The 16,664-nt window shown below is 63.3% G+C and carries 21 protein-coding genes and 2 pseudogenes; 6 read left to right on the top strand and 17 right to left on the bottom strand.

The window, feature by feature from the left end; translation table 11 throughout:
- A partial coding sequence (locus XH98_RS07285; protein ID WP_271618238.1) for a hypothetical protein occupies positions 1–202 on the top strand: 202 nt, incomplete at its 5' end.
- 270 nt (positions 203–472) lie between these two features.
- The gene (locus XH98_RS07280) at positions 473–742 is read left to right on the top strand and encodes a hypothetical protein (RefSeq protein ID WP_271597880.1); all 270 of its coding nucleotides are present in this window, start codon (positions 473–475) and stop codon (positions 740–742) included.
- A 9-nt stretch (positions 743–751) separates the two neighbouring features.
- Here the strand turns inward: XH98_RS07280 and XH98_RS07275 are convergent, their stop codons facing one another.
- From XH98_RS07275 to ku, 6 genes are all read right to left on the bottom strand, one after another.
- Complete coding sequence (locus tag XH98_RS07275) at positions 752–1,582, bottom strand: class I SAM-dependent methyltransferase (RefSeq protein ID WP_271618237.1); 831 nt, start codon at positions 1,580–1,582, stop codon at positions 752–754.
- A 668-nt stretch (positions 1,583–2,250) separates the two neighbouring features.
- Positions 2,251–2,418, bottom strand: coding sequence for a hypothetical protein (locus XH98_RS07270; protein WP_271618236.1), 168 nt, complete (start codon positions 2,416–2,418; stop codon positions 2,251–2,253).
- A gap of 149 nt (positions 2,419–2,567) precedes the next feature.
- Positions 2,568–3,038 carry a hypothetical protein gene (locus XH98_RS07265; RefSeq protein WP_271618235.1) on the bottom strand — a complete coding sequence of 157 codons (471 nt, stop codon included), beginning with the start codon at positions 3,036–3,038 and terminating at the stop codon, positions 2,568–2,570.
- Between the two features lie 99 nt (positions 3,039–3,137).
- Positions 3,138–3,308: a hypothetical protein gene (locus tag XH98_RS07260; protein WP_271618234.1), complete on the bottom strand. Its 171-nt coding sequence runs from the start codon at positions 3,306–3,308 to the stop codon at positions 3,138–3,140.
- A 79-nt stretch (positions 3,309–3,387) separates the two neighbouring features.
- Positions 3,388–4,050, bottom strand: a complete 663-nt coding sequence (locus XH98_RS07255) for a hypothetical protein (protein ID WP_271618233.1) — start codon at positions 4,048–4,050, stop codon at positions 3,388–3,390.
- A 72-nt stretch (positions 4,051–4,122) separates the two neighbouring features.
- Positions 4,123–5,049, bottom strand: a complete 927-nt coding sequence (gene ku, locus XH98_RS07250) for a non-homologous end joining protein Ku (protein WP_271618232.1) — start codon at positions 5,047–5,049, stop codon at positions 4,123–4,125.
- Between the two features lie 166 nt (positions 5,050–5,215).
- Between ku and XH98_RS07245 the strand changes: the two genes are divergently transcribed.
- The 3 genes and pseudogenes from XH98_RS07245 (at position 5,216) to XH98_RS07235 (ending at position 6,066) form a co-directional block, all read left to right on the top strand.
- Entirely contained in the window at positions 5,216–5,434 is a 219-nt protein-coding gene (locus tag XH98_RS07245; RefSeq protein WP_271618231.1) for a hypothetical protein, read from the top strand.
- Between the two features lie 3 nt (positions 5,435–5,437).
- Positions 5,438–5,685: pseudogene (locus XH98_RS07240) on the top strand (hypothetical protein).
- Positions 5,686–5,865: 180 nt separating this feature from the next.
- On the top strand, positions 5,866–6,066 hold the full coding sequence (locus XH98_RS07235) for a hypothetical protein (protein WP_271597889.1): 201 nt from the start codon (positions 5,866–5,868) through the stop codon (positions 6,064–6,066).
- A gap of 5 nt (positions 6,067–6,071) precedes the next feature.
- On the opposite strand, the gene XH98_RS07230 is transcribed toward XH98_RS07235, so the two are convergent.
- Both XH98_RS07230 and XH98_RS07225 read right to left on the bottom strand, forming a co-directional pair.
- Positions 6,072–6,320 (bottom strand): hypothetical protein, encoded by a 249-nt coding sequence (locus XH98_RS07230; RefSeq protein ID WP_271618230.1) that lies wholly within the window; start codon positions 6,318–6,320, stop codon positions 6,072–6,074.
- Positions 6,321–6,519: 199 nt separating this feature from the next.
- A complete protein-coding gene (locus XH98_RS07225; RefSeq protein ID WP_271597891.1) occupies positions 6,520–6,744 on the bottom strand; it encodes a hypothetical protein in 225 nt (74 codons plus the stop codon).
- Positions 6,745–6,888: 144 nt separating this feature from the next.
- On the opposite strand from XH98_RS07225, the gene XH98_RS07220 reads away from it, so the two are divergent.
- Positions 6,889–7,245, top strand: coding sequence for a PRC-barrel domain-containing protein (locus tag XH98_RS07220; protein ID WP_271597892.1), 357 nt, complete (start codon positions 6,889–6,891; stop codon positions 7,243–7,245).
- A gap of 79 nt (positions 7,246–7,324) precedes the next feature.
- On the opposite strand, the pseudogene XH98_RS41020 reads toward XH98_RS07220, so the two are convergent.
- The 9 genes and pseudogenes from XH98_RS41020 to XH98_RS07180 all read right to left on the bottom strand — a co-directional run bounded on the left by XH98_RS41020 (position 7,325) and on the right by XH98_RS07180 (position 16,640).
- Positions 7,325–7,930: pseudogene (locus XH98_RS41020) on the bottom strand (cell envelope biogenesis protein TolA).
- 208 nt (positions 7,931–8,138) lie between these two features.
- The gene (locus XH98_RS07215) at positions 8,139–9,014 is read right to left on the bottom strand and encodes an ABC transporter permease (RefSeq protein WP_271618229.1); all 876 of its coding nucleotides are present in this window, start codon (positions 9,012–9,014) and stop codon (positions 8,139–8,141) included.
- Entirely contained in the window at positions 9,011–9,844 is an 834-nt protein-coding gene (locus XH98_RS07210) for an ABC transporter ATP-binding protein (protein WP_271597894.1), read from the bottom strand. The genes XH98_RS07215 and XH98_RS07210 overlap by 4 nt, the downstream gene beginning before the upstream one ends.
- Positions 9,841–10,890: an ABC transporter substrate-binding protein gene (locus XH98_RS07205; RefSeq protein ID WP_271618228.1), complete on the bottom strand. Its 1,050-nt coding sequence runs from the start codon at positions 10,888–10,890 to the stop codon at positions 9,841–9,843. The genes XH98_RS07210 and XH98_RS07205 overlap by 4 nt, the downstream gene beginning before the upstream one ends.
- Positions 10,890–12,029, bottom strand: coding sequence for a 3-isopropylmalate dehydrogenase (gene leuB / locus XH98_RS07200; RefSeq protein WP_271618227.1), 1,140 nt, complete (start codon positions 12,027–12,029; stop codon positions 10,890–10,892). The genes XH98_RS07205 and leuB overlap by 1 nt, the downstream gene beginning before the upstream one ends.
- Before the next feature lie 31 nt (positions 12,030–12,060).
- Positions 12,061–12,687 carry a 3-isopropylmalate dehydratase small subunit gene (gene leuD, locus XH98_RS07195; protein ID WP_271618226.1) on the bottom strand — a complete coding sequence of 209 codons (627 nt, stop codon included), beginning with the start codon at positions 12,685–12,687 and terminating at the stop codon, positions 12,061–12,063.
- The gene (gene leuC, locus XH98_RS07190; RefSeq protein ID WP_271597909.1) at positions 12,688–14,091 is read right to left on the bottom strand and encodes a 3-isopropylmalate dehydratase large subunit; all 1,404 of its coding nucleotides are present in this window, start codon (positions 14,089–14,091) and stop codon (positions 12,688–12,690) included.
- 171 nt (positions 14,092–14,262) lie between these two features.
- A complete protein-coding gene (locus XH98_RS07185) occupies positions 14,263–15,216 on the bottom strand; it encodes a LysR family transcriptional regulator (RefSeq protein ID WP_271618225.1) in 954 nt (317 codons plus the stop codon).
- 101 nt (positions 15,217–15,317) lie between these two features.
- Positions 15,318–16,640: an MFS transporter gene (locus XH98_RS07180; RefSeq protein WP_271618224.1), complete on the bottom strand. Its 1,323-nt coding sequence runs from the start codon at positions 16,638–16,640 to the stop codon at positions 15,318–15,320.
- Between the last annotated feature and the right edge of the window lie 24 nt (positions 16,641–16,664).

Here is a 16,664-nt window from a genome sequence, read left to right as displayed (position 1 = left end):
AATCGGAAAGGTGGACGACATCGTCTCGGAATCCACGGGCGACTTCATATCGGTACGCCTGGGCGACTTCGTCGGAATCCGCAGCGGCGTGCAGGCGTCGCGCGAAGAGAAACGAAACCAGGCGTTTGCCTCCGACATCAAGACCTATGCCGTCCAGAGCGAGCTCCACCTGAAGATCAAGGTCTTTTCGCACCACCCGTGAGTTCGGCGGCATTCCTTTAAGGACGATCAGCCAGTTACCCATGGACCCCTCCTGCAACTTCAGAGGTGCCCCGACGTGAAATACATCCTAGCTTCTTTCGAAATGGCAATTTCATGGGGCAAACGGTCGGCGCTAAGCACTCGGCGTTGTGCACAGGCCACGGAACACGTGGGCAAGCGAACAGCCCTGACGATTGCGAATCCCTGACCCGCGCTAATCGCCGGAACGAGCAGGCGGGCGGAAGGATTCGTCCAGGCAGGAGCAATCTCGATGCTGATGACGAAGGAAAGACGGCCCGCAATCCGGACGCTGCGGGGCTGGGCGATATCCGTGCTTCAGGAGGCCGGTGCGATCCACGAATGCGAGGAGCACGGCTGGGCCAAGGACCGGGCCGATCCGCACGCCCGCGAGCGCGCCTGCGAAATGGCCGAGCGGGATCCGCCCCCGGGCGTCTCCGACGAAGACGCCATCGCGGAAGTCCGCGATGTCCTGGATTCGATCGGCGACACGTGCCCGGAATGTCCGGACGGAGAATGCTGAAACAGCGGCTCAGCCCGGTGCCCTAGCCGTTCCGACGTAGGCTTCCTGCGGGAAGGAGAACCCGCCGCCTTGCAGCATTTCAGCAGCGGACATGTCGGTTACTCCCGATGCGATCTTGTCGATCACCGCCCGGCGTTCAGAGTCCGGACGATCGCCCAGCAGCGCCGCCATCGGCGTTGCGAGAAGCTGGAAACGCACGTAGTCGAGCACCGACGGAAAGGCGATCTGCTGGACCACGGTGTCGACCTGCACGCTCTCGAACTCGGCATTGCGTATGAGTTCCTGCAAGTCGCCCGCGGTGGCAAACGAATGCTCCCCGCGCTTGATCCGCGAGGCCTCGCCTCCTAAGACGCGATCGAGCGCCTCCACGAACACGTGGGCGCCGGGAGTATTCTCGATCGGGCTGTAGACGCTGACGGCAAGGCGTCCGCCCGGCTGCAGCACTCGTCTCATCTCGCGCAGAGCCTTTGCTTGGTCCGGGAAGAACTGCAGACCCAATTGACAGAGCACGACGTGGAAAGCGCCGTCCGCAAATGGTAGATCCAAAGCGCTTCCATCGATGAATTCGATCGCCCCGTCACCGCCGGACGCCGCACGCGCGACAGCCAGCATTCCTTGGTTCAGGTCCAGGGCGGTGACGCGGCCGCGCCCGGTCCGGAGGCTCGCGAGGCGGGCCACGATCCCCGTCCCGCACGCCACGTCGAGGACCGGCTCCCCGGGCCGCACCCCGGCGCGTTCGACGAGATCGGCCGCCCACTTCGCAGTGATGGCGGGGACAAGGTAGCGCTCATAGAGCTCAGGTGCGCTGCCGTCGAGTTGCCAATGGGAAAGACCGGACATCGTCCCCTCCAGCTGCTGTTCGGTCCCATATAGCACACCCGCGATTTCCGTCAGTTATCGGGTGGCCGGCGTGGGCGGGAAAAGCACCGCCGGGAGACGCCGAAACCATTTTCCGGAGGCCGCGACACATTCCTGAAACCGAACGGGATCAGGCTGCGCTCATTGGACCAATGGGGACCTGGTCATGTGGACACTCATCGAAATCCTTTATCGCGATTATTGTTTGGCCCGCCTGCAGGAAATGCGGAAGCTCGAACCGTCGCACTGAGCCATGAGCAACGCGAGGAGCTACCCGATCGTCTCGACCGTTTTGTCGGCGTTCGCGATCGGCGTCGCGATCTGGGTCATCATGGGGCAACCGCCCGCAGAGCATCCAAAGAAGCCTGTCTCTCGTCTTGTACTGAATCCCTGAGAGGCTTCCCACCGAACAGGAGAAAGCAATGCAGGACCAGACCAATCAATTTCAGGACCTAGATCGAGTCCTTTACAACGCCCAGCATCGTCGAACTGCCGATCTTCTGGGTTGGCTGAAGCAATTTCTCAGGGGCCGTCGACGGGCAAGAGTGGCCGGCGGCGCGAGCCTTCCGGACGTCGCCCCGATACGTACGTCGGTTGACTGTGGAGCGAGCAGCGGCGCCGAGACCACAGCCCAACGTCTGTATCTTTGGCTAAGCCGCCTGTTCGGATTTGAATTCGAGGGACGGAGCCGGGATTCGGGCAATTTGCTGCCAAGCCAGCGCCAGTATGATCCAGCGTTGGCGTTCGGTTCCATCGGCTTCCGCAGCGAGCTTCATCGCCGCGACCGCCTCGCGCTCGGGGTCGTACTCGATGTCCATCGGCGAAAATCTACGCGCCGATGGTAAACGATCGGAGAACGATCGGACCGTAGGAATCCGGGGGGCCATGAAGGCTTCTGTCCTTCCAAGTCTCCGGAAGCGCCAAACGCTGTATAGTCCATCCGATAAGAACGGTACGCCGCTTGTGACTACTGTTTGCCGCGAAGCGACAGGCTGATGCGCGTGACGATGTCGTCCCAGTCGTGCTCCTCGCTGGCGGGGTAATTGATCAGCACGCAATGAACCAGCCGGCTGGCGAAGTTGCAGCGGTCGTACCAGACCTTGTCCCCCTTGTAGCTGGAAACCGCGAAGAAGCGAGGCGTCACTCGCTTGTACTGGATGCGCGAGGGCGGATGCTTTTTCGAGAGGAACGCAGCTGGCGAATCGTTCGCGACGTTCGGGGCGGCTTGTATTGTGATCTCCGCGCGGCCGTCGGCGGTCCGGAAGCGCTGGCCATATCCATCCGGCCGACCCGCCTCTTCGGTGAATATCGAGGACGGGAACTCGACCGAGGTGCCGGTCTGAGGGATGCTGTAGGTGGTCCACCTCACCGGTTGCGCCGAAAGGGCAGATGCTGAGGCAGCGAATACAACCGCGATCGCCCACGCCGTCGCTCTCATCGAATCTCCTTCCGGCCTTCCCCAGCGCTTTGCTGCATGTCGTGCCCTTGCAAAAGCTGAATGGCTGGCTTCGTTCCATGAAGTCTGTCAGCCGGAGAGCTATAGTTCTCGACCTTCCTCGACCGGGTCGTTGGACTCGAGCCACGTCAGGGCGGTCTCGATCTTGGTGAGCAGCGTCTCGATCTCCTGGCGCTCGTTGGGGCCAGGATCGCTCGCGAGGCGATCGAGTAGCTGCTGCTTCTGCGCGAGCAGCTTTGCGACGGCCGACATCATCTCCTCCTCGGATACAGGGCGTCTTTTCGCAGGATGATATGGCACGCCGGCGCGAAGGCGCCGAAGAGGTCCTGGCTCAGAAGATCCCGACTAGGGCGAACACCGCGACTTCGCCCAGGAAGGCGATGGTCATGACGGCGACCGTGAGAACCACATCGCCTATCGGCATGGTGGACATTGCTGCTGCCTCGCGTTGCATCCCCTCTCCTGAATTCATGAAGGCGTGAAAAAGTTTCGGTTCCGCGGCAGGGGCCGAGGGTATAGCGTCCGCGCGGGGCAGGACGTTAGATCGGGGCGCTGGATGCAATTCCTTGAACTGTCCTTTTGGTGCGTGGCGGCGGCCGGTCTGATCCCGGTGATCGCCGTCGTGACGCTGCTCTGAAGCGCACGAAGCCACTCCCTCAGAGAGGACCGATCCCATGTTGAGAAGCTGCGAGACGGCGGCGACGAGCTGGGCGGGGGCGAAGGGCTTGGTGAGCAGAACGCTCTTCGGCACTCCGAGCCTCGCCCATTCGTCGGCGGCCGTGCCGGTCGCTCCCGAACAAGACGCTAGGTCCCAGCCGCTCGTCTTGCCTTTCAAGTTCTGGAGTTCGTCGAGGCCGCTGTTCAGAAGGGTCGCTCCTTCTTCCGCCGACGACCGGATCTGCGGCCGGAAGCCGGCGTCGGTCAGCGCCTCCTCCTGCATTTCCTGGATCTGGTAGTCGTCCTCGGCCGCGGGGATGGTGAGAGATTCGGCCAACGGGCGCCCTTCCATAAGGTGGCGATTGTCGTCCGTGTGCGCCTCGGCAGGCGGCGAGCGACTGGGACATGCCTACGCCGACTTCCGCCGCGTCGCTGCCGCAGGCTTCTTGGCGGCCACCTCCTTTGCGGGCTTCTTGCCAGCGATCGGCATCAGCATTTCCTTCTGGCCGGCCGACGCCTTCTTCGCCTTCTTGGCGGGCTTGGCCGACTTCGCCGGCGCAGAAGCCCGGCCGACGCTCTGCCGCAGCGCGTCCATCAGATCGACGACGTTCTCGCCCTTCGGCCGCTCTTTAGGACGGATTACCTTGCCGGCCCGCTTCTGGTTGATCAGGTCGACCAGGGCCGTCTCGTAGTGATCTTCGAACTTCTCCGGATCGAACCGGCCCGCCTTCTGGTTCACGATGTGCTTGGCGAGGTCCAGCATGTCCTTGGTGACCTTCACGTCCTGGATCTCGTCGAAATACTCTTGTTCGCTGCGCACCTCGTAGGGATAGCGCAGCAGGGTGCCGACCAGGCCCTTGTCCATCGGCTCCAGCGCGATGATGTGCTCGCGGTTGGTCAGCACCACCCGCCCGATCGCGACCTTGTCCATTTCGCGGATGGTCTCGCGGATCACGGCGAAGGCGTCATGGCCGACCTTGCCGTCCGGACGCAGGTAGTAGGGGCGGATCAGGTAGCGCGGATCGATGTCAGAGCGGTCGACGAACTCGTCGATCTCGATGGTGCGCGTCGACTCCAGCGCGATCTCCTCGAGGTCCTCTTTCGTGACCTCGATGAACTGGTCCTTCTCGAGCTGGTAGCCCTTGACGATGTCCTCGTTGGGCACCTCATCGCCGGTGTCGGCATCGACCTTGAGGTACTTGATCCGGTGGCCGGTCTGCCGGTTCAGTTGGTTGAAGCTGATCTTCTCGGACTCCGAGGTGGCCGGATAGAGCGCCACCGGACAGGTGACGAGGGACAGACGCAGGAAGCCTTTCCAATTGGCTCGGGGGGCCATGTACGCAGAACTCCGGTTCGAGGCGGCCTGGATTCAAGACGAACGGGGATGGCCAGTTCCGACACGCCAGTCGCCATCCCCGAGATTCATACCGTGCCGACTGCTGCGGCATGGGAATTTGGGAGGAGCCTATTGACTTGCAGGAACGAAACGGGAACATAATCCGATGAAAGCCCACTCCGACCAGACCGACTCCCTCGAGGGCGACCTCGAGCTCGCCGCCGACCAGGCCATCGAAGCCTGCGGCGGAGACGCCCGGGAGGCGGTGAAGGCGCTGCTCGTCGCGAACGAGTTTCTCGAGAACGAGATTGCGGAGCTCAGGGCAGCGGTCTCGAAAGGATACTCGCGCGGGCGCCATGTCGCGCAGCGCGAGTGCAAGGAGTGACAGATGTCGGAAGTAACCTACTACGTCGCTCTACCGTTCGTTTTCTCCGACGACGGCGCGGCTGCCGGCGAGCCGGCGGAATGCCTGAGCGCCAAAGCCGCGGTCATGCGGGCCGAGGCGCTGTCTCGGAAGCCTGGCCACGCCGGCGCCATCGCGTCTCGCGGACGGGAGATCCCTCCAGTGGCGACTTCAGCGGCGCCAAGCTGATCCGGAAGTTCGGCGACGTGCCGGATGATCTCAGCGCGCTATGAGAGCGGAGAACCTCGACTGAGTCCGGAGCGAGATCGCTCTGACGCGAGGCCAGCTCCGCGCCCAAGAGCGCGAGATCCGGTTGCTCCAGCGCGCAGGCGTCGGTCGGATTTCCATGTCTTGGCGATCGATCGCCGGCATATTGAAATCCAGCCTTGGGTGATTGTTGCGGGGGTGGCGTCATGGAAGAGTTCTACCGAGGCTTCGCGCAGCAGGCGCGCGATCTGGCCGAGAAGGCCGATCCTTTCACCAGGCGCAGACTGCTCGAATTGGCCAGGCGGTACGATCTCCAGAGCAAGCCCGGCCCTCATGGCGCCCGGGCAGCCTCCCCGCCCAGGGCGATGCCGCCCACCACGATCTTCGCCGGCTCCGGCGAATCCTGAGCGGTTCAGCCGTCTTTGAGGACGTCCTTGGCCTCGCGGATGGGCCAGCTATCGCCCTCCCGGATCACCCGCACCTTTTCGCCGACGCCGACCAGCAGGTGGGAGCCGACGTCGTCCTTGGCCGCTTCGACGACCACCAGATCGGCTTCCGGCGTCCAGTCCAGCGTGAGATCGAGATCGCCCGGAAAGATCTGCCAGCGCGAGCCGTCCTCGAGCTCGACCAGATGGCTTTCAGAGTGCGACCGGATCTTCACCGATGCCTCTCGTCCGTCGCGCCTTTCGGGACGGGCCGAGCGCGCTGGAGATGGCCGGCTTCGTGATGGCCGCAGCGCGGGCATCTGAACTTGAGCTCAGCGGCCACATCGTCTTCGGCAGGCTGGCCGCCATAGGCCAGGCGCCGCACTCGGGGCACTTCACCAACAGGCTGTCCGTATCGAGCATCGAGGTGTTGGCTCACTTCTGGCCAGCCGGCGCTTGCGCATTGGCCTTGTTGGGATCCGACTTGTTCGCCTCGTGATGGCCGACGACGCAGCCGGCCGCAGCACCAAGCTTGCCGTGACCGGCCATGTGGCCAGCAACGCCGCCCACGATGGCTCCCTTGATGCATCCCTTCGCCTCAGCGCCTCCGGAGGAGACGAGTGCAACTGCGAGAGCGGCGGCGGCGAGCATGGCTTTCATGACGGTTCTCCGAATTTGAATCTGGCGGATCAATCGCTGCGGCGGCCGTCCGTTCCCGTCCTCGCGCCACCGGAATTCGTCAGGAACGAGCCTCGGTCGCCTACCGTTATCTCGTATCGGTCTCGATCCAAGAGGAGGATGACGATGGAAACGGAAAGGCGTGAAACAGGTACGCTGATCGGCAGCGACAAGGTCGAGGGCACCGCGGTTTACGGCGCCGGCGACCAGAAGATCGGCTCGATCGAGCGCGTGATGATCGACAAGGTAAGCGGCCAGGTCTCGTATGCAGTTCTCGGCTTCGGCGGCTTCCTGGGCATCGGCGACGACCACTACCCGCTGCCGTGGCAATCCCTGAAGTATGACACGAGACTCGGCGGCTACCGGACCAATCTGAGTGCCGATCGGCTGCAAGGAGCGCCGCATTACGGCAACGATAACGAGTGGAATTGGGAGGACCCCGGCCGCGCGAAAGTGGTGAACGACTACTACGCCGGGTTCTAGGCGTCCGCGCACCTTCCTAGCGGGCGGGTCACAGTTTGGCGAGCGGCCTCGACGTTCCTTCGGGATTCGAGGGCCACCTCTAGTCGCGCGCCCGCCGGAGAGCCGCCTCCAGCTTCTCCCTCTGCTTCTCCCAGCGGGCCTCCTCGGCCTGCGCCCGCTCGTCGAGGGCAGCCCGCTCGGCCTCGATCGCGGCTGCCCTTTCCTCATGCTCCCGCCGCGCATTGTCGAGCGTCGCCTGAGCTTTGCCGACGGCCTTCTCGCGCCGGGCGTGCTCCCTCTCGCGCGCGGCCTCCTCCTTCCGCCGCTCGGCGTCCAGACGGCGCTGCTCCTTCTCGAAACCTCCGCGGCCTTGAGGGACTCCTTGTCGCTGATCTTGGGAGCACCCCGCTTGTTCGGCTTCGACCTCCTTCGCTCGCCTCTTTCGGCGCCTCCGCCGCCGAGATGATCGGCAATTCGGAATGCTCTGCGAAGCGGCCGTTTGACCCGGCGGGCCGCCGCAGCACGACGCCGGTCTTTCCCATCGTCGCGGCGACGACATCCAGATCGTCCGTCTCCTTGGCGACGCCCTGGTGGAAGAGGTTGCTTCCGGCGCCCCACGCCTCCAAGGCAGCCTTCATCGAAGGCGCCGCAATCGGAGATCGTAGAACCCGAGCGAGGTCTGATAGATCTTGAGTTTTCTTGCCATGGGCCCGCCTTCAACCTTCCCCACTAAAGGTTATGGCGCAGGGAAGCGGCGAAACGGCTTTACAACCTTCGATCTGGCAGCTCCGCAATGATCCGGTACAGTTCCGCCCGATTGCCACACTGCGCGGATTCGACGACACGAGGCGTAAGGATTTTGAGCTCGCGAAATAGCTAACTCCCAACAAGTCGGTCAGCCGGGCTGCTCCACGTTACTCTGCCAAGTTGTGCTGCTGCCAGCGCAGCAGATAGGCCTGCAACCGCCAGATCAGCGTGGACAGCGCAACGCCGACCAGCATCAGCACGATGACGGCGACCATCATTCCCGATGCCTCTGCCCGCGCCTCGGACTCGATGATCAGGCGTCCGATTCCGCGCTCCGCGCCGATAAACTCGCCGACGATCACGCCGATTAGGGCGAAGGAGATCGCAGGCGTCAGCGAGGCGAAAACCCAGGCCATGGTCGAAGGGATGACCACCGTACGGGTGATCTGCCACTCGCTGGCGCCGAGCAGCCGCGCTGCATTGACAAAACCCTCGTCGATCGAGCGGGCGCCTTCGAACGTGTTGAAGAACACGAGGAAGACGACCACGATCCACGACGTCACGATCTTCGAAGTATCGCCGATGCCGAAGGCCAGCACGATGATGGGCGCCAGCGCAATACGAGGGATCGAATTCACCGCGGTGATGAACGGCTGGAAGATCGCACTCAGCCGATCGGAGCGGCCCAGCACGAGACCCGCGGCAAAGCCGCTGACGACGCCGGCCACGAAGCCGAAGAACGTGTTTTTCAGGGTGATGGCGGTCGCGACCCACAGATTATTCTCCGATCGCACCATGCAGCGGCTGAATTCGCCATTGAACCAGCCGTTGAACACACCGAGCTTCGACTTGAGACAGCTCAGGGTCAGGAAATGCTCGAAGATGTCGGACGGCTTGGACACGAAATAGGGATCGAGCAGATCCGGCACCAGCCACGGAACGCTACCGTGAAGATCGTACCCCCATTGCCAAATCGAGAGGAGGCAGATGCAGATCAGCGTCTGCCACGCAAACGTTCTGCCGGGGTGACGCGCCCGCCTCATGGCTTGCGTCCCCTGATGAATTCCTCGCCGAGCGAGTGCCAGATCAGCTGGAACAGCTCGGCATAACGCGGTGTCTCCCTGATCTTCACGGCATTGCGCGGCCGTGCAAAGTCCACCTCGAAGGTCTCCTTGATCCGGCCCGGTCGCGCGGAAAACAGAATAATGCGGTCTGCCAGAGTCAGTGCCTCGCCGAGATCGTGGGTCACGAACAGCACGGTCTGCTTTTCGCGCTCCCAGATGCGCAGCAGCACGTCGTGCATGTCGATCTTGGTGTGGGTATCGAGCGCGCCGAAGGGTTCGTCCATCAGCAGAACCTGGGGCTCGACGACCAGCGTTCGCATCAAGGCCGCGCGCTGACGCATGCCACCCGACAAGGCCGAAGGATAGGCATTGCCAAAATCCTGCAACCCTGCCTGCATCAGGCAGGCCTGGACACGTTCCTTTCGTTCCGCCACCGGGACACCAGCCAATTCCAGGCCATAGCCGATGTTGTCGGCGACGGTACGCCAGGGAAACAGGGTGTCGCGCTGAAAGACGTAACCGACGTCGGACGTCGCCCGTCCGGGTACGACGGGGACACCGTCGATCAGGATCTCGCCGCTGGTCGGCTTGATCAGCGTCGCGATCATGTTGAGGACAGTGCTCTTGCCTGAGCCGGATGGCCCGAGCAGGGCGACGAATTCCCCGCGCCGGACATTGAAGGAGACGTCGCGCACCGCCTCGATGGCCGCCCCCGCCAACTGGAAGGTCTTGCACAATCCGCGCACGTCGATGCGCCGCACATCAGGCGGCGCATCGGATCTCGGCGCGTGTAGGGCCTGCACGCTCAAGCCGGATAGGCCTTGCGAGCCGCTTCGATGAAGCTGGTATTGACGACGTCGGCCATGCCAAGCGGCTTGATGCCGGTCATTTCGCGAAACCAGACCTTCCGGCCGCGCGCGAAGCTCGCCGCATCGATGATGCCATCGTAATCGGTGACCTTCTTCATGATCCCGATGTCAAGAATATTCGCATCGCGCGACGTGCTGCCGACATAGGGCTCGATCGTATCATAGATCTCTTCGGGGGAGTGCCCCTTGATCCACTGCGTGGCTCGCCACAGCGCCGTGACGAAGGCCTGCATCTTCTGCGGATCCTTGTCGATGGTCGACTGCAGCGTGAAGTGGCACGTCACCGGGACCTTGCCGCCGATATATTTGGTCCAGACCGCTTCATCCGTTCCGTCGAACAACAGCGCACCCCAGCCCTGCTCGATCGAATCCTTCAGGATCGATGGCGAGTTGATGAGGACATCGACCTGCTTCGTCTTCAACGAGCCCATCATGGTGTCGACATTGCCGGTGCCGATCCAGGTCACCTTGTCGTCCAATCCCATGGTTTCCATGTAGTAGGACGCCCAGACGTGATTGGTGCCTCCCAGCGACGACACGGCAACGATCGGCTTGCGTCCGTCCGGCCGCTTCCAGTTTGCGAACGCCTCCAGCGTGGCGATGCCTTGGTCCATCAGGTCCTTGCGGATGATGAAGATCGCCGCATTGCTGCGGGTATCGACCGGCATCAGGACGCGCGCACTGCGGCCGTGATTGCTGAGCTGCATCGGGTGGGTGATGTCTCCGATCCCGATGTCGCCCTGGGACGAGGCGATGATCTCGCGCGTCTTCACGCCGCTGCCGCCCTGGATCAGCTTGCAGTCGAGACCGGCGTCCTTGAAGAAGCCGACGCGGTCGGCAACGAACTGGGACTGATAGATCGGAATGGCCACCGGATAGATCACGCGGCCCGACGGGGCATCCGCCCACGCCTGCCCCGTCGCGATGGATGCACTGGCACCGGCGATGACCGTCAGCGCGGACCGTCTGGTGACTTTTGTCCTCATCACGCGTTCTCCCTCTCCCTGCCGGCGACCTTGTCCAGCGCGTTCAGCACCGCATCGCCCATTTCCTGGGTAGACAGTCTTTTTGCGCCGGGTTCGGCGATATCGGCCGTTCTGGCGCCGCCTACGAGAGCCGTATCCACGGCCTTCTCCAGCAGCGCGGCATCATCGGGCCGATTGAGGGTGATGCGCAACATCATTGCGACGCTGAGGATCGAGCCGAGCGGGTTGGCGATGCCCTTGCCCGCTATGTCGGGCGCGCTGCCATGAACAGGCTCATAAAGCGCCTTGCGGCGGCCCAGCCGGTCCGGCGGCCCGAGCGAGACCGACGGCAGCATGCCGAGCGAGCCCGACGCCATCGCGGCGCAATCGGAAAGAATGTCGCCGAAGATGTTGCAGGTGACCATGACGTCGAACTGTGACGGCGCCCGCACGATCTGCATCGCGGCATTATCGACATAGAGATGCGTCAACTCCACATCTGAGAATTCGGCCTGATGCAGCGCGGCGACCTCCTCGCGCCACAGCACGCTGGTCTCCAGCACATTGGCCTTGTCGACCGAACAGACCCGGCCCTTGCGCGTCCGCGCCAGCTCGAATGCGGTTCGCGCCACTCGGCGGATCTGGCTGGTGGTGTATTGCTGGGTATTGAAACCGCGGCGCTGGCCATCGGGCAGCGTTTCGATGCCGCGCGGCTCGCCGAAATAGATGCCGCTGGTGAGCTCGCGGATAATGATGAAATCGACATCCTTCAGCACCGAGGCCTTGAGCGGTGCGGAATCCGCCAGCGCCGGATTGGCGACGATCGGCCGGAGATTGGCATAGAGGTCGTACTTGCTGCGCAGCGACAGCAGGCTTCCCGCCTTGCGCGCCACGGCAGGAACCTCTGTGGTTTCGGGACCACCGGTCGCACCCCAGAGGATGGCGTCGGCCTCATCCATCGCCTCGGCGGTATCGTCAGGCAGCACCTTGCCTGTGGCGAGATAAGGGATGAGACCATATTGCGCTTCGCGCAGAGCTACGGGAGCGCCGCGCCTCGCCGAAAACCATTTGAGAATGCGGTGCGACTGGTCGGTGACCTCAGGACCGATGCCTTCACCACCGACCACGGCGACTTTGATCATGTTCGAAAGCGTGTTCATGCCTGAGGTGTCCTGATGATTATCTTGCCTGTTATCCTGCAAAGTGAATCCATGGCCGCGCGTCGCGGTCGGAGGCCTGGAATGCGCGAATCTCGTGGTCGCGCCGCAATGTCAGCGAAATCTCATCTAAGCCCTCAAGCAGACCGGCACGCCGGCGTGGATCGATCTCGAAGACGTGCCGCGCGCCCGACGGCGAGGTCACCGTCTGCTCTTCCAGATCAACACTGACACGTCCCGCACCCTGGCTCGCTTCGATCTCCGCGGCGAGGCTGTCGATGACGGCTTTGTCCAGGACCACCGGCAAAACGCCGTTTTGGAAGCAATTGGCGAAAAATATGTCGCCGAAGCCAGATCCGATGATGGCACGGATGCCCATCTCTTGCAGCGACCACACCGCCGCCTCGCGCGAGGAGCCGCAGCCGAAATTTGGACCCGTGACCAGGATTTCCGCCGTGCGATAAGGCTCGCGATTGAGGATGAACTCCGGATTTTCCGAGCCATCGGGCAGATAACGGAGCGACCCGAACGCCCATTTGCCGAGGCTGCCGCGAACGGAATTTCCGATCATGCGGTTGATGCTGATGATGACATCGGTGTCGACATTGGTGCGCATGATCGGCGCGGCGGTCGCGGTCAGCTTGGTGAAGGCCTGCGCCATCTAGCGCTCCATGGTTCGAACATCGGCGATGGCGCCTGATACCGCCGCCGCCGCGGCCATGGCCGGGCTCGCCAGATGGGTGCGGGCGCGAGGCCCCTGCCGGCCGATGAAATTCCGGTTCGACGTCGACACCGAGCGCTGGCCGGGCGGCACGGTTTCGCCGTTCGCGGCAAGGCACATCGAGCATCCCGGCTCGCGCCATTCGAAGCCGGCGTCGATGAAGATCCTGTCGAGTCCCTCGGCGACTGCATCGCGCTTGACCGTCTCCGAGCCCGGCACCACCCAGGCCCGCACGCCGGGGGCAACCTTGCGGCCGCGCGCCACCTCGGCCGCGGCTCTGAGATCGCTGAGACGGCTGTTGGTGCAGGAGCCGATAAAGACCCAATCCACCGGCGTGCCCGCGATCGGCGCACCCGGCTTCAGGCCCATATAGTCGAGCGCGATCTCGATGGCGCCGCGGCGCGCCGGATCGGCGATGTCGGCGGGGTCAGGCACGCGGCCATCCACACCTAGGACATGCTCCGGACTCGTACCCCAGGTGATCTGCGGGATGATCGATCCGACATCGATCGACACCTCACGATCAAATACGGCATCGCTGTCGCTCCGAAGCGTCCGCCATGCCTCGATGGCGCGGTCCCACATCTCCCCTAGCGGCGCGTAGGGGCGGCCGCGGACATAGGCGAAGGTCATCTCGTCAGGCGCGATCAGCCCCATCTTGGCGCCGAGCTCGACAGACAGGTTGCAGATGGTGAGCCGCCCTTCGATCGGCATGTCCCTGATTGCGCTACCGGCATATTCGACGGCGTAACCGGTGCCGCCGGCGGCGCCGATATGACCGATCAAGGCCAGGATGAGATCCTTCGCCGTCACGCCGAATGGCAGCTTGCCGTCGAACGTCACCCGCATGGTCTTGGGTCGGCGCTGGATGATGGTCTGGGTCGCCAGCACATGTGTGAGCTCGCTGGAGCCGATGCCGAACGCAAGCGCGCCGAGCCCGCCATGGGTGCAGGTGTGGCTATCGCCGCAGACGATCAGGCAGCCGGGCAGGCTGAGGCCGAGCTCCGGCCCGATGACATGGACGATGCCCTGCCCGGGCTGGTCGAGGTCAAACAGCCGGATGTTGCTGGCCGACGTCTCGGTCCGCAGCGCCGCCAGCAGTTCCCACCCGGTCTTGATCGTGCCGGCTCGCCCGGACGCGGTCGAAATCGCGTGGTCGGGGGTCGCGAAGGTCAGCTCGGGATTGTGGACGGGGATGTTGCGGCCCTTGAGGTCGAGCAGGCCGCGGGAACCGCCAAGGTCGTGCAGCAGATGGCGATCCACATGAAGCAGATCGGTGTCATCGCTGACACGGGCGATGACATGCTGGTCCCAGATTTTGGCCAGCAGCGTGCGGCCACGCATCTCCACGATCCATCCTCCCTTGTTCGGCATCTGAAGTGCCGTATTACCGCCGATCTTGCCGACCGGTCGCGCTTTTGGGAAGCAGGATAAGCGCGCGCCCCGCAAATGTGCAGTGACGGTTTGGCAGGGGGCCATCGCTGCCGGCGATGGCTGGAGCTCCCCCGGGGCGGGTCAACCCCTGTTGCGGACGACGGTCATCCGGTCGGAGATGCTGCTCGTGGCCAGAGGCGCATCATTATGGGTCAGCAAATGGTCCACCAGTAGCTTCGTCACCGGCGGCAGTGATTTGTGATCGCGCACGCCCATGACCAGCTCGCGCCGCGCCCAGGTCTCGTCGAGCGGAACGGTGGCGAGGCTGTCGACGCCGTAGCGGCCGCGAACGATCTCGAGCGGCACGATCCCGACCCCCATCCTGGCGTCGACGACGCGGAACAGCGCATCGAAACTGCTGACGCGGATGCGCACCTTGAGGTGCTGCCCGAGAGCGGCGGCCGCGCTGACGCACAGCGTCTCGATCGAGCTGCCCTTCTCCAGGCTGACGAAGTCGAAATCGACCAGCTCGCGGAAGCGAAGGCTGCTCCGGCCCGCCAGCGGATGGTCGCGCGTGACCAAGGCGACCAGGCTGTCGCTGCGATAAGACAACAGCTCCAGATCCTGTCCGTCGATGTTGCCGCCGAAGATGCCGATGTCGGCCCGGTTCTCCACCACGGCGCGCACGATCGCAGGGCTTAAGTCCTCCTCGATATCGATGTGCACCAGCGGATGCCGCTCCAGGAACTGGCTGAGCTCGTCGGCAAGCGCTTCGAGAATCGCGGACTTGTTGGCGCAGATCCGGATCAACCCGCGCTTGCCCTGCCGGTATCCCGTCAGCTCGGTCTCGAGCTTGCTGAGATTGCCCAGGATGACGCGGGCATGCTCGAGCAGGGCGAATCCGGCGGGCGACGGCTCGATCCCTTTCGAATGGCGATGCAGCAGCTCGACCTGGAAACGGTCCTCGATATCCGAGATGCGCCGGCTGACGGCGGACGCGGCGATGTTCTTCTTCTCGGCCGCCTTCGCGATGCTCTGCTCCTCGACAATCGCCACGAACAATTCAAGCGTCAGAAGATCGATTTTTGCCGTCATCAGTCAGCCCCTCGATCGGCCTACCTCGCGCGACGAACTGTAGCACCTTTGTAGACCATGGCCGACCGCTTAGAGCATGCGGGTGCCAATGCAACACCAGGTTAGGTCGGGAGGTCACTTGCCTTCAACCCGCGGGGAAGCGAGGTTAGTACCAAAATCGCGCACAGCAGGCAGGTGCCCCCTATGACATAGAGTGCGAGCGTCGTGCTGCCGGTCCGGTCCTTGACTGAACCGACTAGCACCGGGCTTACAATGCCGCCTACCTGGCCAAGTGTGTTGATCAGTGCGATGCCGCTCGCAGCGCCCGCTCCTGTCAGGATCTTTGGTGGCAACGTCCAAAACGTTGGAATCGCGGCAACCACGCCGGCGCCTAGAACGGCAAGCGCCCCCACCAGCGTCACGACATTCTTGTCGAACGCGCCGCTCGCGAAGAACCCGAATCCTGCGGCCAGGATCAAGGCGGCCACGAACTTCGGGCGTTCGCCCGAGGCATCGGACATCCGCCCGACCACCAGCATAGTGACGGCGCCACAGATGTAGGGAACAGCGGTCAGGAAACCTATCGCCGCCGCACTGCCGCCGCCTGCGGCCTTGATTAGATCCGGCGCCCAGAAGTTCAGCCCATAGGACGCGACCTGGATCAGGAAGTAGATGAAGCCCAACAGCAGAACGCCGGGCTTCAGCAGCGAGCGCCACGCCGAATGCTCGCCGATCTCGCTCTTCTGCCGATCGAGCTGCACCGAGATGAGACGGCGTTCGTCGGCGCTCAGCCACTTTGCCTGCTCGATGCCGTCATCGAAGCGAAGCAGGACGACCAGGCCGAGCGCGACGCACGGCAAGCCTCCGGCCAAAAAAAGCCATTGCCAGCCGGCGATACTATGCACTCCACCGAGATAGTTGAGAATAAGCCCCGAGATCGGCGCGCCGATAATCCCCGAGAAGGCGGTCGCCAGGAAGAACACCGACGTCATACGACCGCGATGCGACTTCGGAAACCAGAGTGTCAGATAGTAGAGAATGCCGGGCGCAAATCCCGCTTCCATGGCGCCGATCAGGAAGCGCAAGGCGTAGAACTGCCACTCGCTGCGGACGAACACCATTGCCGCGGTGGCAATGCCCCAGGAGATCATGATGCGCGCGATCCAGCGCCGCGCGCCGAAGCGATACAGCAACATGTTGCTGGGCACCTCCAGGAGGACATAGCCAACCACGAACAGGCTCGCGCCAAATCCATAAGCCGTATTGCTAAGTCCGAGATCGGTCTGTAGCGCCGCTTTGGCAAAGCTGATGTTGACGCGGTCGAAGAACGCGAAGAAGTAGCAGACGATGAGCAGCGGCATCAGCCGCCACGCGATCTTCTTTATCACATGCTGTTCGGTGATGGCGATATCGAGATCACCGGCAGTCGCGGCGGCGACGGTCATGGTTTCCTCCAATGTGTTGTTCTG

This window comes from Bradyrhizobium sp. CCBAU 51745, from assembly GCF_028128715.1.
GTDB classification, from domain to species: domain Bacteria; phylum Pseudomonadota; class Alphaproteobacteria; order Rhizobiales; family Xanthobacteraceae; genus Bradyrhizobium; species Bradyrhizobium manausense.
This window is presented reverse-complemented; position numbering and strand designations above follow the sequence as displayed.